A 26247-nucleotide genomic window follows, 5' to 3' on the forward strand; every position below is an offset into this window, starting at 1 on the left:
TTTAAAAACCATACTGACCATACATGACCGCTAATATCAAACCACAAAAGGCCTCCCGAAATTTAAATACTGGTGCCATCACATCCTGGTGCCAAACAAAAACCGGAATGGAAGGAAAAACCCTATTGGCAAAATTTAAAATTTCTGTATACGCTCCAAATGCTATCAGGATACAGATGACAGCCGAGGATGGTTTCAGGCCAAATCCCTATTCGGTAACCGCCTCCCCCATTACAGAGGCTTTTAAAATTACGGAAACAGAAAAACATATCATACTCTCAACTGACGCAATATCAGCAGAAATAACCAAATCTTTATTTTCCATTAGATTTAAGGATAAAAACGGTAAAATAATCAATGAAGATGATCCCGGATTTTCTGTCTCATGGCTGGGAACTGAAGTCACTAATTATAAAAAAATCCAACCAAATGAACGGTTCATTGGCTTAGGTGAAAAAACCGGGGACCTCGATAGGTCCGGCAATGCGTATGTGAACTGGAATACAGACTACTTTGAATATGGAGAAGAAGATGACCCCTTGTATATGTCTATCCCCTTCTATATAGGTCTGCATGACCAGGGAGTATATGGTATATTTTTAGACAATACACATAAATCAGTTTTTAATTTTGGTGCTTCGAATAAGCGTTTCATGTATTTTTCAGCAGAAGATGGCGATATGGATTACTATTTCATCCATGATGAAATAGTAGAAAACATTATTACTGCTTATACTTTTCTGACAGGCAGGATGGAATTACCGCCGATATGGGCACTCGGATTTCAACAGTGCCGTTATACCTATTACCCCGACACAGAAGTCTTGACTCTGGCCGATAATTTCAGAAATAAGACCATGCCAGCAGATGTCATTTATTTGGATATCCACCATATGGAAAATTATAAGGTTTTTACCTTTGATAGTGAAAAATTCCCTGATCCAGTAAGCCTGATAAAAAAACTTAAATCTCAAGGTTTTAAAGTCGTGGTCATCTTAGATCCCGGCTTAAAGACTGAAGATGGCTACCTTCCGTATGAAGAGGCCAGGGCCCAGAAACTTTTGTTGACCTATCCAGATGACAGTATTTACGAAGGGCAGGTCTGGCCCGGATGGTGTGCATTCCCAGATTTCACCCATCCTGATGCCAGGGCTTGGTGGGCAGAAAAAATCGCTTTTTACGTAAATGCAGGTGTAGATGGCTTCTGGACGGATATGAATGAAATAGCCAGTTGGGGTCAGTTTACTCCCAATCTGATCAACTTTCAATATGAAGGAGAACTGGTGAGTCACCGCAAAGCACGTAATGTATATGGTATGCAGATGGCAAGGTCCACCAAAGAGGGATCGGAAATCCACCTCCCAAACAATAGACCATTTGTCCTTACCCGTTCAGGATTTGCCGGTGTACAACGCTATGCAGCTGCATGGACGGGGGACAATATGGCCACCGATGAGATGATGCTGGCCGGCATCCGGCTGGTAATTAGTATGGGCATAAGCGGCCTTCCGTTTTCAGGTTATGATGTGGGAGGATTTTCAGGTGAGCCTACTTCAGCTTTATTTGCCCGATGGATGACTTTAGGTGCATTTACCCCTTTATTTAGGGCCCACAGTATGATCAACAGTCATGATGCAGAACCCTGGGCTTTCGGAGAATTAGTAGAAGAAATCTCACGCAACTATATTAACCTTCGGTATCAAATGCTACCTCTCCTGTATTCTGCTGCTTATAAAAGCGCAAAAACAGGGTTACCCATTGCCAAAAGTTTAGCCATAGATCATCCACTTGATAATAAAATCTATGAACTGAAATTTCAAAACCAATATATTTTCTGTGACCAGCTAATGGTAGCTCCAGTTAAAAGCACTACAGAAATATGTAAAGTATATCTTCCTGAGGGAAACTGGTATTATTTCTTTGATGATTCATCTTACGATGGAAAACAGGAAATATATATGGAATCTCCATTAAACTATCTTCCAGTTTTTGTAAAAGGAGGAGCCATCATACCCCTCCAGTCATCTGTACAGCATACTAGCGAATCACATGATGGAATTTTATACCTTCACGTCTATAAAGGCCATGAAACATCAGTTATGGATCTTTATGAGGATGAAGGAGATGGTTTTGGTTATAAAAATGGCGATTTCTGCAAAAGGCTGATATCTGTAGACAGTCCTGAAGGAAAGATCAGGATTCATGAAAATAAGGGAAAAAGGGAAAGCAAATTCAAAAAAATAAAATTTTATTTCCACGGATTTAACCAGGAAACCATTATTTATGAAGAGCGGAACTATACTTTAAGAACTGAATCAATGGCATATTTAAATAAACTGACAGAATTTGATCCATTGCCAGACTATTTACATCCTTATTTTGAAATAAAGAATATCAAAACTCTTTTATTAAATTACGACCCGATGCCAATGGACCTAATATTAACTTAGCAGCATCAATACTACACGATATGAATGATGAATAATACTCACCGTTATATTGGAATTATTTTTATGGTCTTATTTATGATAAGCTGCCATCAAAAAACACCAGATCCATCGGCATCAGATGAGGTCCATGATTCCTCATTACCAGACTGGTCCAAGGACAAAAGTATATTGGAGATAAATATTGGGAAATATACGCCAGAAGGAACATTTGCCTCTTTTCAAAAAGAAATACCCCGGCTCAAGGAGTCGGGAGCGGGCATCTTAAAATTTACACTTATACATGAATCAGACACAGGTGACACGGATAACCCGGAAAAACATCCATACTCTATAAACGACTTTAAAAGTTTAAATTCACACTACGGTAGTCCAGAAGATTTTAAAAATCTAGTGGAAACTATCCATGACCATGGCATGTACCTTATATTGGAATGGCAGGCCGCACATACTTCCAAGAATCATGAGTGGACCCGTACCCATCCAGAATATTATATTATAGAAGCAGAAGGTAATCACTCCCCTTCTGCCAATGCATACAGTATGGAGGTGCCAGCTATAAATTATACTGAAGTAAAGGTGCAGGATGCTATGACTGAAGCAATGCTGTACTGGGTAACCAATTTTGGTATTGATGGCTTTGACTGCATAGATGCAGAGCTCGTTTCTATAAACTTTTGGACAAAGGTCCGAAAGGCTTTAAACCAATCTAAGCAGATACTGATGGTAGCAGAAGGCGCTCATCCCACTTTATATGATGCGTTTGACATAACATATTCCAAAGATATTTCCGAACTGCAGCTAGCTGTAAGCAACGGTAAGATAGCATCAGACCTATTAGACAGCGTGGTCGTAGAGGAGCAAGAACTATATCCAAACGATTACTGCAGAATGAGGTACCTCTTCATCCAAGATCATCATAATGAGGATTCAGGTTCTATGGATGCATTATTAGGACCGGGCCATGAGGCCATGGCCGTGTTCTTGTATACGGCTCCTGGTATACCTTTGATTTATGCAGGACAGGAAGCTTTAATTGGCCGACGTTCATTTTTATTGGATCAGGACAATAGACAGGGTGGTGAATATGAGATAGCGGGTTTTTATAGCGTATTGAATTATCTTAAAAAAGAAAACCAATCACTATGGAACGGTATTCATGGGGGTGAATACCGTAAACTGGAAGTATCTACTTTTCCGGAAGTACTATGTTTTAGCAGGATGAAAGATGATAATATAGTCATCACTATACTTAATCTTTCAGATCGAAAAGTGTATTATAACTATACAGATGCGATGGAAGGGACCAAAAGATTTTTTGGAAACGAAGATAACAATACAGAAATAGGATCTGCAATAGAAATGGAAGCCTGGGGATATCAGGTATTTATTAAATAAGCTATGGGAAGATATATCACAAAGAAAAAGTTAAGTTTTGGCCAGATATGGAACATGAGCTTTGGATTTTTAGGTATTCAAATGGGCTTCGCACTTCAAAATGCCAATGCAAGCAGAATCTTACAGACTTTTGGCGCAGACGTGGAGCACTTATCCCTGTTCTGGCTGGTAGCCCCCATCACCGGTATGGTCGTGCAGCCCATTATAGGGTACTACAGTGACCGTACCTGGACCCGTCTAGGAAGAAGAAGGCCCTACTTCCTTGCAGGAGCCATATTAGCTGCTATAGGTCTGGTGCTAATGCCAAATGCATCCATGTTTGTTGCTTACCTGCCTGCATTATGGATAGGCGCTGGATTTTTGATGATCATGGATGCATCGTTTAATATAGCCATGGAGCCTTTTAGGGCTTTGGTAGCCGACAAACTTCCCGTAGATCAGAGAACGCTGGGCTTCTCCGTGCAGACCATGCTGATAGGTGTAGGGGCGGTTTTGGGATCTTGGTTGCCTTATATGCTGACCAATTGGTTTGGGGTGGGAACTACGGCAGATGAAGGGGTTATCCCTATGAATGTGATCGTGGCTTTTATAATAGGTGCAGTGGTATTGGTAGGCACTATTCTATGGACAGTCATTAGCACTAGCGAGTATGCACCTGAAGAGCAGGAGGCTATGCAAAGCCCTGAACTTCATGAGGGCGAGCCTTCAAAAGGAATAATGGATATATTCACAGACTTTTGGAAAATGCCAAAAACCATGCGCCAGTTGGGTGCTGTGCAGTTTTTTTCCTGGTTTGCACTATTTTCAATGTGGGTATTTACCACCCCTGCCCTAGCACAGCATGTGTGGGGACTGCCTGCTTCAGACACCAGTTCGCTTGCATTTAATGAAGCTGCAAATTATGTAGGAGTCATATTTGGCGTATATAATCTAGTATCTGCACTTTTTGCACTAGCATTGCCCGTGATTGCAGGCAAGGTAGGCAGAAAATGGACCCATGCCATCTGCCTTTCAGCTGGAGGCATAGGCTTAATGTCAGTTATTTTCATTTCAGATCCCTCCATGCGTTGGTGGCTTAACGTGTCCATGATCGGTGTAGGGATAGCATGGGCCAGTATACTGGCCATGCCATATGCTATACTGGCCGGAGCTATTCCCTTGCGAAAGATGGGCGTTTACATGGGGATTTTTAATTTCTTTATAACCGCACCCCAGATACTGAACGGTTTGTTTGGAGGTTATTTAGTAAGATTTTTTTATGATGGCCAGGCTATTTATGCTTTAATCAGCGCGGGAGGGATACTTTTGATCGCGGCTTTTTGTGTGGTGTTTGTGGATGATAAAGACGATGCTATTACCGACAGCTGATTATGATGAATACAGATAAATCACTTTTTTAACATAGACTTTTTTATTGGCGCCAAAGTTTATATTTTTAATACTTGTATACATCATGATAAGGCTATGGAAAAGCTTCAACTGAAAACCACATATGTGGACACTTTTCGAGTGGTAGGGATCTCCCTCCCCTCCAAGACCGAAAACCTTAACCAAAAATCCTCGAGAGACTGTGGCGGTCTTTGGAAAAAATTTCATGAGGGTAATTATTCATCAATGATCCCTGATAAAATCAACGAAGATGTAATAGCGATATACCATCAATATGAAGGAAATCATTTAGAACCTTTCTCTTATATGATAGGCCATAAGGTTAAAGGAAACACTATCCCGCTTGAAGGCTTAGATTATATAGATGTCAGCACCGGAGAATATCTCAAAGTCAGTGTCAAAGGTGAGGATTACGAATGCTTGGTCACTGCATGGAAAGACATCTGGCAGTCAGACCTTAATAGAAGTTACCTATACGATTTTGAAATATACCACCATACTGGTTCTAATGGTGATCATATCGAAGTTGATATATTTATAGGCATCCAGTAAATTGCAGCTTTCCCAAATCAAGCCCGAAGAAATGAGACCCTATATATTATCAGAAAACAACTGGAAAAACCTAAAAGAGGCCCAAATTGAATTAGCCATTCTTCCCTGGGGTGCTACTGAAGCTCATAATTACCACTTACCTTACGGGACGGATATTATAGAGGCAGACCACCTGGCCGCTGAATCTGCCCGCAAAGCCTATGAAAAAGGTGCCAATATAATAGTGCTTCCAACCATACCTTTTGGGGTAAATACCGGCCAGGATGACATCTACCTCGATATCAATATAAACCCCAGCACCCAACTGGCCATATTAAAAGATATTATCACAGTTCTGGACAGGCAAGGCATACACAAACTACTGATAGTCAACAGCCATGGTGGCAATGATTTTAAAACCGCACTTAGAGAATTGGGTCTTCTTTTCCCAAATATGTTTCTAACTACCTGCAACTGGTTTCAGGCTATGGACAAGGAAAAATATTTTGATCATAAGGGAGATCATGCTGATGAGATGGAAACCAGCCTTATTCTACATCTATCTCCTCATTTAACCCTCCCTTTAGGAGAGGCGGGATTTGGAATAGAAAAAAAAGCACGCATTCGGGCCTTTAACGAAGGTTGGGCCTGGAAAGAAAGAAAATGGAGCAAAATCAGTGCTGATACAGGTGTAGGTAATCCTAAAGCCGCCACTAAAGAAAAAGGCGCACGTTTCTTTGCGGATGTGACTGATAAATTGGCTTTATTGTATATAGAATTATCAGACACAGACATAGATGATTTTTATGAAAAATAAATCAGTAGGATCCACCCAAAGAAGATTATAATTCAAATAATCTGACCATGATTTCTATTTGTAAATTAAGTAAAGTCAACTGAAATTAAAGTATTATTTCTATAATATTACTTGGCATAATATCTGGATAGAACAATCTAGAATAAATATAGCTTTATCTTTCAGAAATCCTTCAAATTTCTGAAAGCTCCAAATACAAAAGATATGTCAGCCCATCCGCCCATAGCATTAGATTTTCAGATTACATTACAAACAGAATTTATTGCCCTGCGTCCTATGCAGGCAACGGATTTCAGCCTTCTGTCACCCATAGCTGAATATCCTATGTGGAAATATTTTACCCAAGACCTTGCCGATGGCAATGAACTCAAAAGCTGGATCGACGATGCATTAGCGGCCCGTGAAAAAAACAGTAGAATTCCCTTTACCATCATAGAAAGATCCACTGGCAGAGTTCTAGGCTCTACCAGTTTTGGTAATATTTCTCTTAGGGACAGGAGAATGGAAATAGGCTGGACCTGGATAGGCAAAGACTTCCAAGGCACTGGAGTGAATGAACAAATCAAATACCTTCTGTTAAAATACAGCTTTGAGACATTGCATTTTGAACGAATAGAAGCAAAAACTGATGTGCTGAATACACCTGCCAGAAAGGCCATGAAACGAATTGGGATGATTGAAGAAGGTATTTTAAGGAGCCATACCTTAATGACGGCCGGCAGAAGAAGAGACACCATTTACTACAGCGTCCTGCTTTCCGAATGGAATGAGCTCAAAAAATTAAACAACTGGCCGTAAATTCCATTTACTAATACATAAATATACATAAACCTATAATTCATCCTCGAATTATTACCTTACAAATTCAATATTATTTAAATTTCATAATTTATAGTTTATATAATTATATTTAGGTTATATTTACAAAAATAAGATTAACATTATGGATCACCAATTGATTAATCGAGTTTACTTATTCGAGCTTTCATAGAGGATAAATTATATCATTCTTACCACGGTGCATGATCTTCGTGTAACTTAAACTGGCTACTGATATAACAAAAACTCAAATATTAAATTTGACTTATGAATATCAAAAAGCTAGACTTCCAGTTAAAAAACATCTATAATGACCTTCCCTGTGCCTGTATGGCTGTGGATGCAGATGGGATAGTGATCAATGTTAACAACACTTTTTTAAACTATACTGGGTATGACAGAGATCATATATTGAACAAATTCAAATTAAACGATTTTTTGATAAATGGAAAAGAGGATTTTATAGATCAGACCACAAATCCGATATGCCCATCTAATACCAGATCTGATACGGCAAATTTAAACTTACTTACCAAAAACGGCGAAATATTACCCTGTTCCATATCTTCACAGGTGGTGAAAGATGAATTTGCCAAACCCCAGTTTTATCATTATACCTTTATAGATATAAGCGATTTGGTACTCTCCACAGAAATCAATATGAGGGGGAAGATAAAGATGGAACAATCAGATTTAAAAATCAAAAAACTTACTGCCGAAATCCAGGATTTAAGCCATATCATCACCAATGAAATTCAAACACCATTAAAAAATATCTTAGGTTTAACTTCTCTGCTTAAAAAGAAATATGTTAACTCTTTTGATGTGTCTGGTTCACTGTTTCTGGATTTTATAAATGCTAGTGGAGAGAAAATGCGCCGTCAGTTTTCTGATCTTCACGTTAAATTCACTCAGAGTAAAAACATAATAAACAAAGAATATGTAAACCTGAATGAGGTATTAGATGATGTCCTCTATAAATTAGAGGATGCCATAGAGCAATCAAAGGTGGTCATCGAAATACCTGTGTCTCTGCCTATCTTATTCGGGGTTTATCAAGACCTAAAGCAATTGTTTTATAATCTGATCAAGAATGCTATCCAATACAAAAAAGGTAATGTAGCTCCTAAAGTCACCGTTTCTTTTGATGAAGATGAAGATTTTTATCATTTTACTATTGCAGATAACGGAAGAGGAATTCACCAAGATTATCATCAAAAAATATTTGAAGAATACTTTCATTTGGCTTCAGATGCAGCGGATTGTTCGGGTCGCGGCCTTGCAGAAAGCAGGGTGATTGTGGAAAATCATAAAGGTACTATTGGGGTGGTATCCAGTTACGGAAATGGCTGTACCATATATTTCAACATAGAAAAATAAAAAGATTCCCCTGGTACCAAGGCATTTCAAATTAACCCCTCAACCCAAATGCATCTACAATGATGTGCATCTAACACCAAATTTTAATTCTATATACCTAAGTAGAAGGCCATATGCAAATTAGGTATAACAGGTATATTTTTTATTAAAATTACGTACCCCACAGCTGAACGATCTTACCTATCCTTTTACCATATGTCGGTACTCTCAAGAAATAAAACATAATATCTAAACATTTCTGAAGATACCATTTTATCTTTATAGAATAAAAACAAGGACATACTTCATATTCCTAACTGTACGATCATCATATATCTTATATGCAAACCATAAATATCACGGGAGTACCGGAACATTTTAATTTTCCCTGGAAAAAAATAATAGAAAGCCAGCCCATATCCGAAGTCGAACTCAAATGGATAGATGAGCCAAGAGGGTCCGGAGCTATGAATCAAGCTATTAGGGAAGAGATAACCGACTTGGCCATCATTCTGACTGAAAGTTTCATTAAAGATGTATCTGAAGGAAATAAGGGTAAAATCATAGGCTTTCATGTTCAGAGTCCGCTGACATGGGGCATCCATATTCCTGCAGCAGCACCTGTAGAGGATATTTCCCAACTAAAAGACACGCCTTTTTTGATCAGCAGGTATGGATCAGGTTCTCATCTGATGGCCTACCTGCTAACCAAGCAGCACCAATGGGATCCAAAATCGCTCCAGTTTGATATCATCCATAATCTGGAAGGAGCTCGAGAGGCATTTAAATCAGGAGAGGTACGGACGTTTCTTTGGGAAAAATTTACAACCAAACCCTATGTTGATAAAGGCGAGATGAAAAGAATAGGTGAAATACCTACTCCATGGCCATGTTTTGTGATTGTCGCATCTGCAGCTGCACTGGAAAAGTATCCCGAGCAGATTAAAGCTATACAAAAAGAATTATATAAGATTTCGGCCCTTATACAGGAAGAAAAAAAATCATTTACAGACCAAATCAGCCTCTACTACCAAATCAAACCGGCCGATATAGAAGCCTGGCTAGAGCAGACAGAATGGGCCATAGACGCTTCCATTTCCAAAGCAGCACTAGAACAAACCATGCAAATCCTTCTTGATCTTGACCTTATAGATAATAAGATGACTTTGGATGAACTGGTGGCAGAGGATTTTGTAGAATTAATATAAAAAATACATAAAGGGCAGAAGGTCCGTAAAAAGGTTAAAACGAACTTTCTGCCCTAAACATAAAGCTTTATTCTTGAAACGATTGGAAAAGGACTATTTACCGCATTGCTTCCCAATCCCAATCTTCATTGATCTGAGTGATGGCATGATGTGCTGTAAGGTCATATTGACAGGGTACGATGGAGGCATAATTATTGGCAATAGCCCATTCATCATTATCTTCTCCTTTATCATAATTTACAAAATTACCGGCCAGCCAGAAATATTTTTGACCGTTTGGATCATACCTTTCTTTAAATTCTTCCTGCCATTTAGCCCTCGCCTGTCGGCATAGCTTTACTCCTTTAATAGGTTCGTTACGCTTAGGCGGGAAATTTACATTTAAAGCTACCCCTTTAGGCATACCGTGATCCAAGACTTGCTTGGCAATTTTATATACCAGGTCCTCCACATGTGAAAAATCAGCTTTGGAGCTGTAATCACATAGACTGAAACCTATAGAAGGGAATCCCTCTATCGCGCCTTCTATCGCAGCTGACATGGTTCCTGAATAGAGCACGCTGATAGAAGTATTGCTACCGTGATTTATCCCACTTACTACCAGATCAGGAGCACGATCCTTTAATACATAGTGCTTACCTAATTTCACACAATCTGCCGGTGTACCACTGGATTTGTATGCCAGTACATCGGTGAAAATTTCTTCTTCTACCAGTCGTAGGGTATTGCCAATGGTGATGGCATGCCCCATTCCGGATTGGGGACTATCCGGAGCTACTACTACTACATCTCCTAGTTTTTGCATTATATTTACCAATACACGGATGCCACGAGAGGTAATACCGTCGTCATTGGACACTAGAATCAAAGGTTTAGACATTATTCTTTTAATTTGTTATAATAAGCAGTGATTCTCAAAAGGTCTCCCCTTTGATCATGCTGTAATCGGTTTTTTCTGATAAAAAGTTTTATTTCCTGGGATTTGTCGTCCATCAGATTGATAAGATCTTTGCGTTTTTGGGAATATTTTTGAATGCGTCCATCCTGTAAAAAGTAGAAGTTAAAGGCCAGTTTATTCATACCCATCATCGGGCCCCTCATCATTGGATTCATATACATACCTCCCATTCCCATACCGCCCATTCGGTTTTCTACGGTGATGTACTCCCGGCATAATAAGGTCATGTCCTGGCCATCTGTCAGCAGCTCAAAGAATACCGGGACTTCATAATCCGTATTCATCGCGAATGGAAGGCTATAAAAAGTCCTTATTCCGCCATAGTATTCATCGAGAATTTCAAAATATTCTATAGAAGAAGAATTATAGGTTTCTATGCCCTGCTGCCCTCTACGCTGGACGATGTTGGTTTCCAGATCGTATTTTAATGTACCCGACAGCATGTCTCCGTTAGCCATCATGAGTTTACCCTGGTGCCATATCTGGCTAGGAAAATCCTGACCTATTGAAACTTGCATAGTCAGGCATGTTAAGATCACAATATAAAATATCTTCTTCATACTTAAAGCGCTTATCTACATGATCATAACGGAAATAATCTTTAAAATGTTAATTAGTTGATAATAAAAAAAATAAAAATACCCAGACACCCTGGGTATTTTATCATTTATTTTATTTTATCTATTTCCTTTTTAAGAATAGTATGCCCCATCTTATCCCTTTTAGTAGTAAGATACTTCTCGTTATGTACATTTGGGACCATTTCTAAGGGCAGATTTTCCACAATCTCCAATCCATATCCTAAGAGTCCGGCTCTTTTGGTAGGATTGTTGGAAATCAATCTGATCTGGGATACGCCCAAGTCTCTTAATATCTGAGCTCCCACACCATAGTCTCTTTTATCCATAGGAAATCCAAGTGCAGTATTGGCTTGAACTGTATCCATGCCCTCTTCCTGAAGTTTATAGGCTTTTAGTTTATTGATCAGACCTATACCCCTGCCTTCTTGGTTCATATATAATATAACCCCTTTACCCTCCTTCTCTACCATCTCCATAGCTTTATGCAGCTGAGGCCCACAATCACATCTGCAAGACCCGAAGATATCTCCTGTGATGCAACTGGAATGTACCCTTACCATCACAGGCTCATCTTTCTCCCATTCACCTTTGATCAGGGCCAGATGAATTTCATCGGTGTTGGTCTGTCTAAATGCTATGAGATCAAAATCACCCCACTCAGTAGGAAGATCTACTCCTATCTCCCGCTTTATAAGTGATTCATGTTTTAGACGATATGCTATCAGGTCTTTAATAGTGACGAGTTTGAGGTCAAACCTTTTAGCCACTTCCACTAGATCAGGCAGTCTGGCCATAGACCCATCTTCATTCATGATTTCCACCAATACACCTCCCGGTGCAAAACCAGCCAATCGGGCAAAATCCAGTGCTGCCTCTGTATGGCCTGTTCTTCTTAACACTCCACCTCTTTTGGCTTTCAAAGGAAAAATATGCCCGGGCTTGCCCAGTTCTTCTGGTTTGGTATCAGGATCTATTAATGCTCTAATGGTTTTGGCTCTGTCACTAGCAGATATACCTGTGGTACAGCCATGGCCGATCAGATCCACAGATACTGTAAAAGGAGTTTCATAGGTAGCAGTATTTTTGCCCACCATAAGTTCCAGTCCCAGTTCATCACACCTGTCCTCTATTAAAGAGGCACAGATAAGACCACGGCCGTGGGTGGCCATAAAGTTTATAATCTCGGGAGTTACTTTTTCTGCAGCACAGATAAAGTCACCTTCATTTTCACGATCTTCATCGTCTACTACTATGATGACTTCTCCATTTTTTATTGCCTCAATTGCTTCTACGATAGAATTGAGTTTGAATTCTTCTGCCATAATTATGTTGAAAGATCAAAATTTAGGTGCAAAAATACACCCTTTATTCTCTAAAACCTCCAATTCTGTTTTTTAGTTTGCTTAATTTGAGATCACTGTTCCCAAATGTTTGTCTATGGCTATTTGATAATTTTTTAGTTCCATATATACTCTTTGTAAATCCTCCACCTCAGCATCCGGAGCTGCTTTCATCTTACCCATTGTTTCATCCAGCATCTTTTTCAGGACATTTCGCTTTAGCCTAAGGACGGCATTATATACCGTTTTTGAAAGATTATCTTTCTCCAATACCGTATAGATCTGATGTTTGCTGATCCAAGATAGGGACATATCATATTTCACAGTAATCATGCTTATTATTTCTGTTTTCACTTCTGCATCATTGGTCTGGAGAAAATACTGGGGCTCAGGAAGTACACCTTCACTCAGTGCCTTTTTATATTGTACCAATATTTTTTGACAGACCGGTGTCTCAAAGTTTAGTTCTGCTATTTCCTGAAGTAGATACTCACAGACATGTAGATCATCTGATATTTTTTCAAACCCATAAGCTATCAGCAGCCTTAAAGTTTCCCTTTCATATTCTTCCAGCCTTTTGGCTACAGGCTGTGGTTTTTCTATAGGAAGCAATTCTTCAAACGGGGTATCCATAGAAGGTAACTGCTGTTCCCTTTTTGATTTAATATCAGCGTCACGTTGACCTTTGAGCAGTATCTTATTTAGCTCCGTCTGGACCAGTTCTTCTTCTATCTGTAATAATCTTCCCGACTCTTTTATATAAACGGACCGGATAAGTGGATCAGGAATTCTGGCTATGCTCTGCACCACCTGCCTTATGACATCTGCCCTCTTAATGGGGTCGTTTTTAGCTTCCTGATTATATAGATCTATCTTGAATTCGATAAAATCCCTTGCATGTTCCTTCAGATAGCTTTGAAACACTTCTGTTCCTACCTTTCTGGAATAACTGTCAGGGTCATCACCATCTGGAAACACGACTGCCTTCACATTAAGCCCGCCTTCCAACAGCATATCTATCCCCCTAAGGGAGGCTTTGATACCGGCTGCATCTCCATCGTATAATACCGTAACATTGTCAGAAAAACGTTTGATCAATTTGATCTGACCTTCTGTAAGCGATGTTCCTGACGAAGCCACCACATTTTCTATTCCTGCCAGATGTAATGAAACCACATCTGTATATCCTTCTACCAGATAACAGTTATCTGCCTGGCGAATAGCCTGCTTGGCTTGATACAGTCCATATAAAACGTCACTTTTATGGTATACCTCTGTCTCGGGAGAATTGATATATTTAGGCTGTTTTTTATCCTGGGTAAGTATCCTGGCCCCAAAAGCGATGGGTTTGCCTCCCAGATTGTGGATCGTAAATATAACCCTGTTTCGAAATCGGTCATAGATACGGGATTTATCCCCCTCCTTTTCCAGGACCAATCCCGCTTTTAACAATATTGCTTCGCTATGGCCCGCTTTCTTGCCTTCAGAGAGCATATGGTCCCAGCTGTCCATAGCATAGCCGAGGTCAAATTTTTCTATAATCTTTTGGTTAAAGCCTCTTTCTCTGAAATAGCTCATCCCAATAGATTTGCCCTCATCCGACTTTAGGTTTTCTACAAAAAGATTACGGGCAAAATTCAGGGCTATATAAAGACTTTCCCGTTCATTATAAGCCTGCACATCTTCGGGAGTACTGGCCACATCCTCTTCTATTTCAATCCCGTATTTTCCGGCCAGGTGTCTAATGGCTTCATTGAACCCAATACCTTCCACGTCCATGACAAACTGTATCGGGTCGCCCGCCTTTCCGCAGCCAAAGCATTTATAGATTTGTTTGGCGGGTGACACAGAGAAGGACGGGGATTTTTCATTATGAAATGGGCAGCACGCCCATAGGTTTTGGCCTTTCTTTTTTAAAGGGACATAATCATTCACTACGTCCTCGATATCCGCCCGTTCTTTTACTTTATCTGTAGTATTTCTGCTTAACCCCATTCATATAGTGATTCAAAGGCAAATATAACAAGAATTTCCATGCAGAAATCGGTGAAACTTAATAGCAGAATTAAAGGTTAGCTGTACAGGGTGTCCCACAGAAAAAACAGATATTTATCATTTCTTAGTTTCAAAAAGGATTATTTAAATTTAAATTGCACCCTAATTAGCATCTGCCAATAATGAACATTACTAAAGAACGCGTACTATCAGCCCTATCTACTGTAGAAGATCCTGATCTTAAAAAGGACCTTGTGAGTCTGGGAATGATACAGGACATAGTCATAAAGGGAAAAATGGTCAGCTTCAGTGTAGTACTTACCACACCAGCATGCCCTTTAAAGGAACTCATCAAAAACAATTGTGTAGCTGCTTTAGAAAAAGAGTTTGGTGATATAGTTCCGAATATTTTCATGACTTCAAATGTCACCACAGCTAGAAACAATGCCCCTCTCCTGCCACAGGTAAAAAATATCATAGCCATAGCTTCAGGAAAAGGAGGGGTAGGTAAATCTACCTGCTCGTCGAATCTGGCCGTGGCCCTGGCCAACACAGGTGCCAAAGTAGGACTTATCGACGCCGATATCTCGGGGCCGTCTATCCCCACTATGTTCAATGTGGAAGCAGAGCAGCCTGCTGTAGTACAGGAAAACGGAAAAAACATCATCATCCCGATAGAGCAATATGGCGTAAAACTGATGTCTATAGGTTTTCTAACCCCAGCCGAAAGTGCAGTGGTATGGAGAGGACCTATGGCGAGTTCTGCGCTTAAACAGTTTATAGGAGATGTACAGTGGGGAGAGCTGGATTATTTGCTTATAGACCTACCGCCTGGCACATCCGACATCCATCTGACAATGGTCCAGACCATACCCGTCACAGGGGCTGTTATCATCACCACCCCCCAAAAGGTAGCGATAGCCGATGCGACCAAAGGTCTGACTATGTTCCTCCAGCCACAAATAAATGTACCTATATTGGGAGTTGTAGAAAATATGGCTTATTTTACTCCCGAAGAATTACCCGAAAATAAATATTACCTCTTTGGGAAAGAAGGTGGCCAGAAACTATCCGCTAAATTTAACGTACCCTTTTTGGGAGAAATACCTATAGTGCAGAGTATCAGAGAAAGTGGGGACAGTGGGTATCCAGCTGTATTAAAAGATGGTATCACTGCTGAGGCATTTACGGCGATAGCTGAAAATTTAGCCAGACAAGTGGCCATCAGAAATGCGGCCAAAAACAAAACAGAGGTAGTACAGATAAAAGTATAATAAGATGCAAGCAGAAATGATGTTGAAAATAGAGGGTGCTTTAGACAGCATCCGACCTTATCTGCAGGCAGACGGGGGAAATGTGAAAATTGTGGGTTTGACCGACGAAATGGTGTTGCAGATAGAACTGACCGGTAACTGCAGTTCTTGCCCTATGTCCACCATGACATTAAAAGCAGGGGTGGAAGAAGCCGTAAAAAGAGATATTCCAGAAATCAAAAAGGTGGAAGCGATCAATATTACGCTCGCTTAATTTTATTAACTTATTCTAAATGAAAAGGATATTACTGATTTTAAGGATGAGATTGGTTTTATCCTTTTTATTTTTCATTTTTTCAAGCCCTTTATTTTCTCAAATCATGATGGGTAGCCATCATCTTCATCAGCATGATGAAAAGTGCGGCGCCCTGCATTTGGAACAAAAACAAGCCGCCGAACTGGGTATATATGGTACCCCAGAATATTTTGAAAGCTGGATGCAGGGCAAGATCCAGGAACAGGCAGCAGGGACTTCGATGCGGACCCTGCAGGAAGTCAGAACCATCCCCGTAGTAGTTCACATCATTCATAACGGCACACCCATAGGCGAAGGAGCCAACATTCCTTTAAGCCAAATACAGTCCCAAATCAGGACTCTAAATGAAGATTTCCGAAGACAAAATGCAGATGCCGCTAACACACCTACCGAATTTTTACCTATAGCCGCTGATGCCATGCTGGAATTTGTATTGGCAAGGCAGGATCCCCAGGGATTGCCCACTACTGGAATAAACAGAATAGAAGGATTTAAAGATATCTACGATCCTTCTGATGCTTCTTTAATATCCAGTTTGGCCCTTTGGCCACCGGAAGAGTATCTCAACGTATGGGTAGTTCCTTTAAATGCACCTTTTATCGGCTACGCTTCTTTTCCGGTGGCACCTCAGCTACCAGGACTTAATTTTCAGCCAAGCCTCCGAGAGCGAGATGGTGTCACCATAGATTATAGATATTTTGGTTCGGGTGGAAATGCAGTATCCAGCGCTCGTGGAAGGACACTTACCCACGAAATAGGGCATTTTCTTGGATTAAGACATATATGGGGAGATGCCCAAAACCTAAATGAAGGCTGTGATGTAGATGATTTTGTAACAGATACACCTAATCAGCAAAGACCAACATCAGGATGCCCCACCAGTTTAAGAGCTTCATGCGGGTCAAGGGACATGATAGAAAACTATATGGACTACTCTGCAGATCCCTGCATGAATCTTTTTACCCAGGGTCAGGTAGAAAGAATGAACGTGGTCCTGGCTTCAAGTGAAAGAAGAGCTTCTTTAATCAATAACAGGGCAACCTTATTTCCCGAAAATATACCTGCATTGAACCTTAGCCTCACCAGCATCATTGAACCTAATGATTTCTTCTGTGAAAACCCAACCGTTCCCCAGATACAGGTCAGAAATCTTGGCTCGACAGCAATTAATTCCGTATTTTTAGCTGTACGTGTGAATAGTGTTAACTTATACAACCAAACTATCCCCTTAAATCTACCCCTAGGAGAAAGTGCTATACTCACTTTAAATCCTGTCACTTTAAATGAAAGTAGTGATAATACTTTTGAAGTAGAGATCCTTCAATTAAATGGGGAAAGTGCCGCACAAAATGCCTCTCCAACTATCATTTCCAGTACACCCTCCCTGCAGCCTAAGATTAATTTACCATATCAATATGCATCCGGAGATATCAACAATCTCTGGAGAGTGGTCAATCCTGATCAGGGAATCACCTGGACACCTATAAATGTAAACTTGGATGGCTCTATACAAGAGGCCATTTATATCAATAATTATGAAAATGAAGAATTTGGTGCATTGGATTATTTTATCTCTCCACAATTTGACCTTACGGGATTAACAAATGCCCAACTCACCTTTGATATAGCCCATGCTCCATACAATGAAGAAGGTTTTGAAGATAGGCTTTGGGTGGTCGTCACTACAGACTGTGGCAGTACGGTAAGCCTCTTTAATTCTATATATCAACGAGAAGGAGTAGAAATGCAGACTGCACCTCCACAAAGAGAAGAATATTTCCCTACATCTGATAATGAATTTCGAAAAGAGGTAGTCAACTTAAGCGAATACGCAGGTCAAGCCAATGTAAGGGTAGCATTGGTAGGGATAAATGGGTATGGCAATAACATATTTCTTAAAAATATCCGGATCAGTCCCACGGAAGAATTTAATTATAACCTGAGAGTTAACGATTTATTGTCTCCCGGACCTATTGTAGACGGAACCCATCAGAGTGAAATATTAGAGTTGGAAAATACAGGCAACCTGCCCATTAGCACCTTCCTTATTTCACGGCAGCTAAACAATGCTCAACCTGTCACATTCCTCGGACAAGGTAGCCTCATACCCCCTGGTGAAACAGTACAGGTGAGTTTACCCCGTGCCACATTATTGGAGCGGACCAATCGGCTGAGATTTGTCGTCAGCAGACCAAATTACGACCAAAATCCAGACTCTCCTTCAGATCTAAATCGATTTGTCATTAGAAATGCGGACAGTATCCCTTCTCCGTGGCGACAATATTTTAATACTTCACCTCTGGCTCCATGGCAGACGATAAATCCAGAAAACAATCAGGCTTCATTTGGGGTGATAAATCTTTCATCGGTAAACAATGAACCTCAGGGGGCTTTAGAGCTAAGAAATATGGCACCGAATAACAGTTATTGGTTGGGAAGTCCATTATTTGATTTGAGCAGGACCCCTACTGCCAGCATATTATTTGACAAAGCATACAGCCATGAAGGAGGAAATCCCCGGTTACGTATACTCCTAAGTACCAACGGAGGATCCAGTTATGAGCATGTCCTCAGTAGCCAGATAGGTGATGAGATGGCCTCTGTCCCTGGCACCTCAGGTGTTAACCCAAACAATAGAGGAGATTTTGAAAGACAATTTGTAGACCTCACGCCATTTGCAGGAAGAGGTGGTGATAATGTGAGGGTGGCATTTGTCATAGATCAGGTTACAGCTGCTACCAATCCCGTGTTTTTGGATAATATAGAATTGTTTTTCACTAGTACACCAGAACCTGTCATTCCTGGACAGGGCTCAGCAAAAATATATCCAAACCCAGCTTCAGATGTATTTAACATAGCGTTTAACCTAGAGTCCTTTGAGGATGTCAATATACAGTTTATCAGTATGTCTGGTCAAATAATCCACGATGTGATATACCCTAGCACTTTGAACCAAACCTACTCTTTTGGCACACAGTTATTGTCTAAAGGAGTATTCATAGTCAAAATAAGGAGTAACTCTGTTAATGATACCAAACGTCTTATCATCAAATAATCACAAATCAATTAATTTTAACATATATTGAGATACTGTTCTTCCGGTTAGAACGTATTATTGATATTACAGGCGATGGATTATCATAAAATAAATCTAAATTTGCCTTCCATTTAATTAAAAAAAATGAGTACAGCGAAAGATGCATTTAAAAAAATAGGTCTACATATAGCGCTTATCCTTGGCGTATTGGCTATTCTATTGATAATTTTTTTTAGAGTTTATTTACCGGGAGTCACTAATCATGGAGAAACCGTTACGGTCCCCGACCTAGAAGGCTACCATTTTAATGAACTACAGGGTTTTTTATCTACCAAAGATCTAAAGCTGGAAGTAACTCCTGACAGTGGATTTATGGCGGATGCAAAGCCATTGGCAGTATTGAAACAACATCCAAAAGCAGGTGCTAAGGTCAAAAAAGATAGGAAAATATACATTACCTTAAATGCGCAAAATGCCCCGCTTATCAAAATGCCTAATCTTGTGAATTCACCTTTGAAAAATGCTCAGGAAATTCTGTCCAACCATGGCTTGGTAAGGGGAGACATTATATATGTCCCCGATATCGGCAGAAATGTAGTTTTGGAACAGAAATACAGAGGCAGATCCGTAAAAGAAGGGTTTGAAATCAGCAAAGGTTCTCAGATTGATTTGGTGGTAGGGGATGGATTAGGATCTCAATCGCTTCAGATACCTGATCTCATCGGGATGGATGAAACGGACGGAGAATTTTTGATCATAGGATCAGGCTTACGGATGGGCCGAATCTCCTATGTCCAAACAGATACCGTTCCCAAAGGCACCATCATACAACAGACTCCACCTGCAGGTATAGATGCCAAGACTGGGGAAATCATTGATATCTGGATATCGGAAATGGGGAATTATGAGTAATAAGTGAATTATATGGGTAACATAAAAATCTGGTTAGGCTGTGCATTTATTTTCTTTTATGCTGAAAATATCCATGCCCAGTTCAGTCAGTTACCTGTACCCCATACTAGACCATCGGATTCAGAGCACTTCCGTACGAAAGAACAAAAACTTTCCCTACCCTTTTGGGATGATTTTTCTTCAGGAGAAATTTCTGATCAAAAATGGGTGAATTCCGGGGTAACTTCATCTTTTACTGTAGGTATTAATCCCCCTTCTTTAGGTAGTATATTGTTAGACGGTGTGGATGCCAGAGGTAATCCCTATTCTCAGACCATAAGAGAACGCGGTGAAGGCGACCAGTTAACCTCTATGCCATTCGACCTATCTGTCCTTTCTCAGCAAGAGATGAACACGCTTTATTTGAGTTTTTTTTGGCAAGCCGGCGGTAGGGCTGAGTTTCCGGATGGAGATGATTTTCTGGAACTGTATTTTTTGGATTCCTTAGGCCAATGGAATAGGATATGGGATATGGCGGGCGGTGACCTTTCTAAGCAGGAGGTATTCACCCAAGAGTTGGTAAGGATACCCCCAGAGTATGCCCATACAGACTTTAGATTCAAATTTTCCCACCGCGGAAGGCTATCTGGCCCCTTTGATGGATGGGTGCTGGATTATGTCTATATGAATACAGGCAGGACGGCCAATAGCCTATATTTTGATGACAGAAGCCTCTCACAACTTCCCAATAGTCCTTTTGGAAAATACAGTGCTGTTCCGCTCTTCGAACTGCAAAGAAACCCTGATGCATATAGTGAGGCCGTCCAAAGTCAGTTTAACAACCTGTCCAATCAATTCAGAGCTATGGAGTATACCATATTGCTCCGAAACAGCCAAACCGGTGAGGTGCTCAAAACGCTTAATAGCAACACTCCATTCAATCCCGTACCACTCGCCAGGGAAAGGCGGAATTTCGGCAGTAATCCTATGTCCCCACTTTCCGCACGCCAGCCAGAAGAATTTGACCTTGAAACCATCATATACCTTACCACAGGAGATGGGTTCCATATAGAACAAATCCAACAGCAGGATACCACTTTTTATACAGAGGTGGATTTTAGAATCAATGACACTTTAAGAAATGTAAGCCCAGTAAGGGATTACTTTGCGTATGATAACAATAGCCTGGACTATGCTGCCGGTATCAACCAAAGATCAGGAATGCTGGCTGTGAGGTATTCTATCGAAGAAGAGGCTTTTCTAAAAGGAATCAGTATCAATTTCACCAATTTTTCCCAGATCAACATGCCCATAGAAGTGATGGTATGGAATGATCTACAGGGAGAGCCGGTTTTTGCCAGAGAACTTGGGATTCCAGAAAAAGAAACCATCAATGCCTTCAGCTATATACCTCTAGACACCCTTTTAAGCGTTTCTGACAGCTTCTATGTGGGTTTTAGACAGTTTACCAATGATTTTATCCATGTGGGGCTAGACAAGTCCAATGACAATGGAGGGGAAATATTTTTTAATGTCGTAGGAGAATGGGAACAAAATAATATGGTAGCGGGATCGCTTATGATAAGGCCCCATCTGACATTAGAACGGCCTACGGAAAACCGCGGTGAAGAACTGCCTCTAGGTATCAGAGCATTTCCCAATCCTGTAACTGACCTATTGTATCTAGAAGGCGATATTAAGGAGGTATTCGTTTTTGATACATATGGGAGACAAATTAATCTACCCATAGAGTCGTACGACTCCGGTAAAATCCTTAATTTTATGGGAAGGAATAAAGGGGTCTACATGATCCGTACCTATAAAAATACCAAATCAACTTCAATCAGAATATTAGTTAAATAATCATGGAAGATATTACTGCACAAGAACTAAAAGAAAGACTGGATAACAAGGAGGACTTTGCCTTTATTGATGTAAGAGAGGAATGGGAATATGAAGAGGATAATCTGGGAGCACTTAATATACCCTTAGGACAGCTCCCTCACCAGCTGGGCGAAATAGAAAAATATAAGGACCAGGAAATCATAGTGCACTGCCGCTCCGGTGCAAGAAGCGGTAATGCAAAGAAATTTTTGGAAACCAAAGGATACAACAAAGTTCGTAATACCCTTGGCGGTATTTTAGCCTACAGGGCTTTGGAACAAGATTAATTAAAGAAAGAGGCTTTCCAGGAAGAAAGCCTCTTTTTATATTGTGGTTTAAGAAAGCCTACTGTAACAGTAAGAAGCCTCTTCATGGTTAGTATTATCCAATCATCTCTTAACGTTTTTAAGGCAAGGAAGAATAGCCAATCGAAAGGAAATAAAAGTATCTTTCTTCAAGGGTGCATTTTCTATATCCTTTAGATCTATATAATCATTTATATAGCAGGTAACCTCATCCCGTTATGGCATGTCTATGATAATGGGATGAGGAGTAAAGCATAAAAGAAAAATCAATACCGCAATCCATCCTATAATTTTCTGGTTTCTGCTCAGGGATCGACCGTCTTCGACAGGCGGATGTTCTACACCCAATATCCTGCCTAAAAGAAAAGCAAAAAAGAGCCAACCGCTATATCCCTCTAGCCCTGGATATATAAAGGCCAAACCATATTGCGCCGCTACAATTAAAAGTACAGTCATCCATCTGGTTTGTTCTGACATACGTGTTTTTCTAAAACAGATATACACAAAACCTATATATAGTGGAAGGGCGAACATCAGGTAACTGGAGGTTTCATAAGGGGTCACCATGCCTAAACCTGCGTAGAAAATGAAAGCTATGTAAGCCACTAATGTGATCCACTGGTGGTGCTTTGGAAACAATCCAAATACCACATGTCCCCCGTCCAATTGGCCTATAGGCAACAAATTAATAGCAGTAAAAAAGAGCGTTAAAAATCCAGCAAAGAGATATGGATAATGCATCATTTCATTCATCGGCGGCATGGATTCTGGATCTGCCAAGGTTTTTTCCATGATATAGAACAATAGATTATATCCAAAAGATATATCCATCATTTCTACTGACGCATCAGTATCATCCAGTGGCTCCTGAAGGTATTCGGGATGAATTTCATAAATATAACTGGGATCCGGTAGGTGAGTAAAGCCATAAGTCAGCAAAGCCAAAGCGACTACGAAACCTGCAATAGGTCCAGCAACCCCTATATCAAAGAAAATCCTTCTACTCGGCACCCTACTTTCAATTTTGATCAATGCGCCAAAAGTCCCGATGGATGGTGCTCCGATAAAGCCCAACCAGCCTGGTATAAAATAAGGAAGAGACGATCTTATCTTATGATATATGGAAGCAAATAAATGTCCAAGTTCATGTACCAACAGTATACCTATAAAAGGAACGGAGAAATGCATGGATCGAAGAAAATACTCCCAAGTAAGCGGAGACTCAGAAGAAAGGATGGATCTGCCATAGATCCATTCTCCACCCGCCAGGGTGGTAGCTCCTAAAGTCAGTAAGAATAAAAGGGTATGTTTAAGGTATTGTTTTGTACTGTACATTCGAAAAGAATTCCACTAAAGCTTTTGGATGATTTATTTGGTAAGTATGCAATCCAGCATTATTGGCGGCGATGATATTTGCTTCCAGATCATCGAAAAACAAACATTTATCAGCAGTAGTGTTCAACTGCCGGATCATCTCTTCATATATGGCAGGATCAGGTTTTTTATAGCCCATTTCATAACTCAGGAATAGCTTGTCGAAGATAGAAGAAAATGTCTGCATGCCACAGTCTCTATGCAATATTTCTTCCACCTTTTTGTAATGAATCGAATTGGTATTACTTAACATGCATATGGTATAGTAGTTTTTTAACTCTTGGAGCAATGACATCCTTTCATATGGTATATGAAGCAGTAAAGCATTCCAAATAGTATCAATTTTTTCATCAGGCCAATCTTTCTTAAAGTCTGATCTTACCTTTTCCCTGAAAGCAGTCTCATCCACAATACCAGTTTCGAAGTGGGCATGTACATCTGACAGAAAAAAATTTTCAGCTAAATGAAAATCTTCCTCTGAAAGTTCTTCCTTTAACGATCTGATCGTTAAAGGAATATCTATATCAATGATCACGTTCCCTAGATCAAAGATTAAAAAATCGATATTTTTTAAATTTTTCATGTGTGAATTAGTTGGTATTTTGAATTCAAATATGTAACATTGCAGTCCCAAAAGCAAGGTAAATATGATCTAGTTGAAGGGTTTCAAACTGAAAAGTAGTTTGAAGATCACATGTCGTTATTCCAACTACATTGAATGTTGAAAAACCTATAAAAGAATTCAATAATAATAATAATAATAATAATAGGGCCTATAGCTCAGTTGGTTAGAGCTTCTGACTCATAATCAGGAGGTCCCTGGTTCGAGCCCAGGTGGGCCCACTATGCCGCTTAGTTTTCTAAGCGGCTTTTTTTTTTATTTATTAAATAATATGAATACACCTTTCTCATATTATACAGCCAAAAGCTATACCGCTATCCCTCCGCCAAATCTTCTCTGTAAACAAACCAAAGGTACTCCAATCATTTAAACAAAATCATTAGGAAAACACCTTTACACAGATTTCTGATGACGGGGATATTAAAGTCTGGGATGGTATATCCAATGCTGGTAGGGATAGGCATTAAACCACTACCTGTGCCTCTTTGTCTACCACTTTAATCCTTCTGATTAGCGGAATACAGAGCAGACTGATCACAATGGCACCATATCCCACCAATTCAAAATTTAGCAAGCTACCATCAGTGTCTTCTACCAGAACCATTCCAGCAACATAAGAAGCTATACCGGCACTTAACTGTTGGACTGCAGAATTAAAACTTAAAAAACTACCCCTATTTTCGGGCTTGGCAGTCCCGGTTATCAAAGCTGCTGCAGGGACCATTCTACCATTGGACGTGACAAAAAACATCGTAGAGATAAGCAGAGCGTAGGCTATGGGAGTGACACCCATATTAGTTATCACAGCTATAGGGACTACATTCAAGCTCATGAAGACTATAAATACTTTAATTTTTCCATATTTATCCGTCAGCCTTCCCACCCATGGAGAAGTAAAAATGGTAAAGAATCCACCAGCCATATAGATATAGGTGAGTTGCATTTCAGAAAACCCTACATTGGAAACCATATAGGGGCTTAGAAAAGGTATGATCATAAATTGTCCCAACATCATCATAATGGTGAGGGTAATAGCCCTCATCTGGTTTAGATTGCCTGTCACACGCTGAATAACCTGAATAGGGGAAGGCTTTAACTGTCCTGTGTGGATATGGGAAGTAATGCTGGGAACAAATTTATAAATAAGCAAAAAGATAATAACAGCCATAATCGCCAAAAAGAAAAATGGTGCATGCCAGCTAGAAAGGCTGGCGATAAACAGTCCAAAAGGAACTCCTACCACGGAAGCTACCGAAAATGCTGCCATAACCAATCCCATGGCTCTGCCTCTCCTTTCATCGGGAATGGCATCCCCTACTATGGCCAATATCAAGGCAGAAGTAAGTCCACCGAACAATCCAGAAATGATTCTGGCAGATAATAAAAAGACATAACTGGGCGCAAAGGCACAGGCAAGTGTTCCCAGAAAAAACCCTAGAAAAACCCACAGCAGTATTTTTCGCCTGTCATATTTATCTAGAAAGAAAGCTCCCAGAAAGCTACTTAATCCTGCTGCGAATGTATAAGATGAAACCAGTAATCCAAATTCCTGAGGTGATATGTCAAAGATCCGCATGAGTTGTGGACCCAAGGGCATCAAAATCATAAAATCTACTATATGCGTGAAATTAATGGCCGCTAGGGTCCATAGTAAAAGTTTTTCTTTGTTCATTCTTTTAAAATCTTCTCTGATAAACCCCTGCCCGCGCTTATAAGTTCTCCA

The 26247-nt window shown here is 40.1% G+C and carries 21 protein-coding genes and 1 tRNA gene; 15 read left to right on the forward strand and 7 right to left on the reverse strand.

The features are described 5' to 3' along the window. Nucleotides 1-23 precede the first annotated feature (23 nt). The 8 genes from EL17_RS03245 (at nt 24) to EL17_RS03280 (ending at nt 9968) form a co-directional block, all read left to right on the forward strand. The gene (locus EL17_RS03245; RefSeq protein ID WP_035070027.1) at nt 24-2450 is read left to right on the forward strand and encodes a glycoside hydrolase family 31 protein; all 2427 of its coding nucleotides are present in this window, start codon (nt 24-26) and stop codon (nt 2448-2450) included. Between the two features lie 24 nt (nt 2451-2474). Then, nucleotides 2475-3845: an alpha-amylase family glycosyl hydrolase gene (locus tag EL17_RS03250; RefSeq protein WP_084166103.1), complete on the forward strand. Its 1371-nt coding sequence runs from the start codon at nt 2475-2477 to the stop codon at nt 3843-3845. A gap of 3 nt (nt 3846-3848) precedes the next feature. Next, complete coding sequence (locus tag EL17_RS03255; protein WP_035070031.1) at nt 3849-5213, forward strand: MFS transporter; 1365 nt, start codon at nt 3849-3851, stop codon at nt 5211-5213. 96 nt (nt 5214-5309) lie between these two features. Beyond that, nucleotides 5310-5786 (forward strand): GyrI-like domain-containing protein, encoded by a 477-nt coding sequence (locus EL17_RS03260; protein ID WP_035070035.1) that lies wholly within the window; start codon nt 5310-5312, stop codon nt 5784-5786. A 31-nt stretch (nt 5787-5817) separates the two neighbouring features. Beyond that, nucleotides 5818-6582, forward strand: a complete 765-nt coding sequence (locus tag EL17_RS03265) for a creatininase family protein (RefSeq protein WP_035070207.1) — start codon at nt 5818-5820, stop codon at nt 6580-6582. A 204-nt stretch (nt 6583-6786) separates the two neighbouring features. Further along, the gene (locus tag EL17_RS03270; protein ID WP_051719784.1) at nt 6787-7380 is read left to right on the forward strand and encodes a GNAT family N-acetyltransferase; all 594 of its coding nucleotides are present in this window, start codon (nt 6787-6789) and stop codon (nt 7378-7380) included. A gap of 288 nt (nt 7381-7668) precedes the next feature. Then, nucleotides 7669-8781: a PAS domain-containing sensor histidine kinase gene (locus EL17_RS03275; RefSeq protein WP_035070039.1), complete on the forward strand. Its 1113-nt coding sequence runs from the start codon at nt 7669-7671 to the stop codon at nt 8779-8781. Between the two features lie 320 nt (nt 8782-9101). After that, complete coding sequence (locus EL17_RS03280) at nt 9102-9968, forward strand: type 2 periplasmic-binding domain-containing protein (protein ID WP_035070042.1); 867 nt, start codon at nt 9102-9104, stop codon at nt 9966-9968. 97 nt (nt 9969-10065) lie between these two features. Here the strand turns inward: EL17_RS03280 and surE are convergent, their stop codons facing one another. The 4 genes from surE to dnaG all read right to left on the reverse strand — a co-directional run bounded on the left by surE (nt 10066) and on the right by dnaG (nt 14842). After that, the gene (gene surE / locus EL17_RS03285; protein ID WP_035070045.1) at nt 10066-10848 is read right to left on the reverse strand and encodes a 5'/3'-nucleotidase SurE; all 783 of its coding nucleotides are present in this window, start codon (nt 10846-10848) and stop codon (nt 10066-10068) included. Further along, nucleotides 10848-11444, reverse strand: a complete 597-nt coding sequence (locus EL17_RS03290) for a hypothetical protein (protein ID WP_240485927.1) — start codon at nt 11442-11444, stop codon at nt 10848-10850. Before EL17_RS03290 ends, surE begins: the two co-directional genes overlap by 1 nt. A 149-nt stretch (nt 11445-11593) precedes the next feature. Then, nucleotides 11594-12829, reverse strand: coding sequence for a bifunctional 3,4-dihydroxy-2-butanone-4-phosphate synthase/GTP cyclohydrolase II (locus EL17_RS03295; RefSeq protein ID WP_035070051.1), 1236 nt, complete (start codon nt 12827-12829; stop codon nt 11594-11596). A gap of 81 nt (nt 12830-12910) precedes the next feature. Further along, the gene (gene dnaG / locus EL17_RS03300; RefSeq protein ID WP_035070053.1) at nt 12911-14842 is read right to left on the reverse strand and encodes a DNA primase; all 1932 of its coding nucleotides are present in this window, start codon (nt 14840-14842) and stop codon (nt 12911-12913) included. A 182-nt stretch (nt 14843-15024) separates the two neighbouring features. On the opposite strand from dnaG, the gene EL17_RS03305 reads away from it, so the two are divergent. From EL17_RS03305 to EL17_RS03330, 6 genes are all read left to right on the forward strand, one after another. Next, entirely contained in the window at nt 15025-16116 is a 1092-nt protein-coding gene (locus tag EL17_RS03305) for an Mrp/NBP35 family ATP-binding protein (protein ID WP_035070055.1), read from the forward strand. A 4-nt stretch (nt 16117-16120) separates the two neighbouring features. Further along, a complete protein-coding gene (locus tag EL17_RS03310; RefSeq protein WP_035070057.1) occupies nt 16121-16369 on the forward strand; it encodes a NifU family protein in 249 nt (82 codons plus the stop codon). A 19-nt stretch (nt 16370-16388) separates the two neighbouring features. Continuing rightward, on the forward strand, nt 16389-19466 hold the full coding sequence (locus EL17_RS03315) for a T9SS-dependent choice-of-anchor J family protein (protein ID WP_035070059.1): 3078 nt from the start codon (nt 16389-16391) through the stop codon (nt 19464-19466). Between the two features lie 126 nt (nt 19467-19592). Beyond that, nucleotides 19593-20360 (forward strand): PASTA domain-containing protein, encoded by a 768-nt coding sequence (locus tag EL17_RS03320; protein ID WP_035070060.1) that lies wholly within the window; start codon nt 19593-19595, stop codon nt 20358-20360. 12 nt (nt 20361-20372) lie between these two features. Further along, nucleotides 20373-22202 carry a T9SS type A sorting domain-containing protein gene (locus EL17_RS03325; protein WP_035070071.1) on the forward strand — a complete coding sequence of 610 codons (1830 nt, stop codon included), beginning with the start codon at nt 20373-20375 and terminating at the stop codon, nt 22200-22202. Nucleotides 22203-22204: 2 nt separating this feature from the next. Then, nucleotides 22205-22510, forward strand: a complete 306-nt coding sequence (locus tag EL17_RS03330; protein ID WP_035070075.1) for a rhodanese-like domain-containing protein — start codon at nt 22205-22207, stop codon at nt 22508-22510. A gap of 234 nt (nt 22511-22744) precedes the next feature. On the opposite strand, the gene EL17_RS03335 is transcribed toward EL17_RS03330, so the two are convergent. After that, nucleotides 22745-23863, reverse strand: coding sequence for a site-2 protease family protein (locus EL17_RS03335; protein WP_035070078.1), 1119 nt, complete (start codon nt 23861-23863; stop codon nt 22745-22747). Then, a complete protein-coding gene (locus EL17_RS03340; protein WP_035070080.1) occupies nt 23838-24485 on the reverse strand; it encodes an HAD family hydrolase in 648 nt (215 codons plus the stop codon). The genes EL17_RS03335 and EL17_RS03340 overlap by 26 nt, the downstream gene beginning before the upstream one ends. A gap of 186 nt (nt 24486-24671) precedes the next feature. On the opposite strand from EL17_RS03340, the gene EL17_RS03345 reads away from it, so the two are divergent. Next, a tRNA-Ile gene (locus tag EL17_RS03345) sits at nt 24672-24745 on the forward strand. A 242-nt stretch (nt 24746-24987) separates the two neighbouring features. On the opposite strand, the gene EL17_RS03350 is transcribed toward EL17_RS03345, so the two are convergent. Next, on the reverse strand, nt 24988-26196 hold the full coding sequence (locus EL17_RS03350; protein WP_035070213.1) for an MFS transporter: 1209 nt from the start codon (nt 26194-26196) through the stop codon (nt 24988-24990). Nucleotides 26197-26247 lie beyond the last annotated feature (51 nt).

The sequence above is a fragment of the Anditalea andensis genome, from assembly GCF_000714815.1.
In the GTDB taxonomy this organism is placed as follows: Bacteria; Bacteroidota; Bacteroidia; order Cytophagales; family Cyclobacteriaceae; genus Anditalea; species Anditalea andensis.

Excerpts from the sequence above, each read along its gene's own strand:
- EL17_RS03245 (WP_035070027.1), top strand. The coding sequence starts at position 24 with ATGACCGCTAATATCAAACCACAAAAGGCCTCCCGAAATTTAAATACT.
- EL17_RS03250 (WP_084166103.1), top strand. The coding sequence starts at position 2,475 with ATGATGAATAATACTCACCGTTATATTGGAATTATTTTTATGGTCTTA.
- EL17_RS03255 (WP_035070031.1), top strand. The coding sequence starts at position 3,849 with ATGGGAAGATATATCACAAAGAAAAAGTTAAGTTTTGGCCAGATATGG.
- EL17_RS03260 (WP_035070035.1), top strand. The coding sequence starts at position 5,310 with ATGGAAAAGCTTCAACTGAAAACCACATATGTGGACACTTTTCGAGTG.
- EL17_RS03265 (WP_035070207.1), top strand. The coding sequence starts at position 5,818 with ATGAGACCCTATATATTATCAGAAAACAACTGGAAAAACCTAAAAGAG.
- EL17_RS03270 (WP_051719784.1), top strand. The coding sequence starts at position 6,787 with ATGTCAGCCCATCCGCCCATAGCATTAGATTTTCAGATTACATTACAA.
- EL17_RS03275 (WP_035070039.1), top strand. The coding sequence starts at position 7,669 with ATGAATATCAAAAAGCTAGACTTCCAGTTAAAAAACATCTATAATGAC.
- EL17_RS03280 (WP_035070042.1), top strand. The coding sequence starts at position 9,102 with ATGCAAACCATAAATATCACGGGAGTACCGGAACATTTTAATTTTCCC.
- surE (WP_035070045.1), bottom strand. The coding sequence starts at position 10,848 with ATGTCTAAACCTTTGATTCTAGTGTCCAATGACGACGGTATTACCTCT.
- EL17_RS03290 (WP_240485927.1), bottom strand. The coding sequence starts at position 11,444 with ATGCAAGTTTCAATAGGTCAGGATTTTCCTAGCCAGATATGGCACCAG.
- EL17_RS03295 (WP_035070051.1), bottom strand. The coding sequence starts at position 12,829 with ATGGCAGAAGAATTCAAACTCAATTCTATCGTAGAAGCAATTGAGGCA.
- dnaG (WP_035070053.1), bottom strand. The coding sequence starts at position 14,842 with ATGGGGTTAAGCAGAAATACTACAGATAAAGTAAAAGAACGGGCGGAT.
- EL17_RS03305 (WP_035070055.1), top strand. The coding sequence starts at position 15,025 with ATGAACATTACTAAAGAACGCGTACTATCAGCCCTATCTACTGTAGAA.
- EL17_RS03310 (WP_035070057.1), top strand. The coding sequence starts at position 16,121 with ATGCAAGCAGAAATGATGTTGAAAATAGAGGGTGCTTTAGACAGCATC.
- EL17_RS03315 (WP_035070059.1), top strand. The coding sequence starts at position 16,389 with ATGAAAAGGATATTACTGATTTTAAGGATGAGATTGGTTTTATCCTTT.
- EL17_RS03320 (WP_035070060.1), top strand. The coding sequence starts at position 19,593 with ATGAGTACAGCGAAAGATGCATTTAAAAAAATAGGTCTACATATAGCG.
- EL17_RS03325 (WP_035070071.1), top strand. The coding sequence starts at position 20,373 with ATGGGTAACATAAAAATCTGGTTAGGCTGTGCATTTATTTTCTTTTAT.
- EL17_RS03330 (WP_035070075.1), top strand. The coding sequence starts at position 22,205 with ATGGAAGATATTACTGCACAAGAACTAAAAGAAAGACTGGATAACAAG.
- EL17_RS03335 (WP_035070078.1), bottom strand. The coding sequence starts at position 23,863 with ATGTACAGTACAAAACAATACCTTAAACATACCCTTTTATTCTTACTG.
- EL17_RS03340 (WP_035070080.1), bottom strand. The coding sequence starts at position 24,485 with ATGAAAAATTTAAAAAATATCGATTTTTTAATCTTTGATCTAGGGAAC.
- EL17_RS03350 (WP_035070213.1), bottom strand. The coding sequence starts at position 26,196 with ATGAACAAAGAAAAACTTTTACTATGGACCCTAGCGGCCATTAATTTC.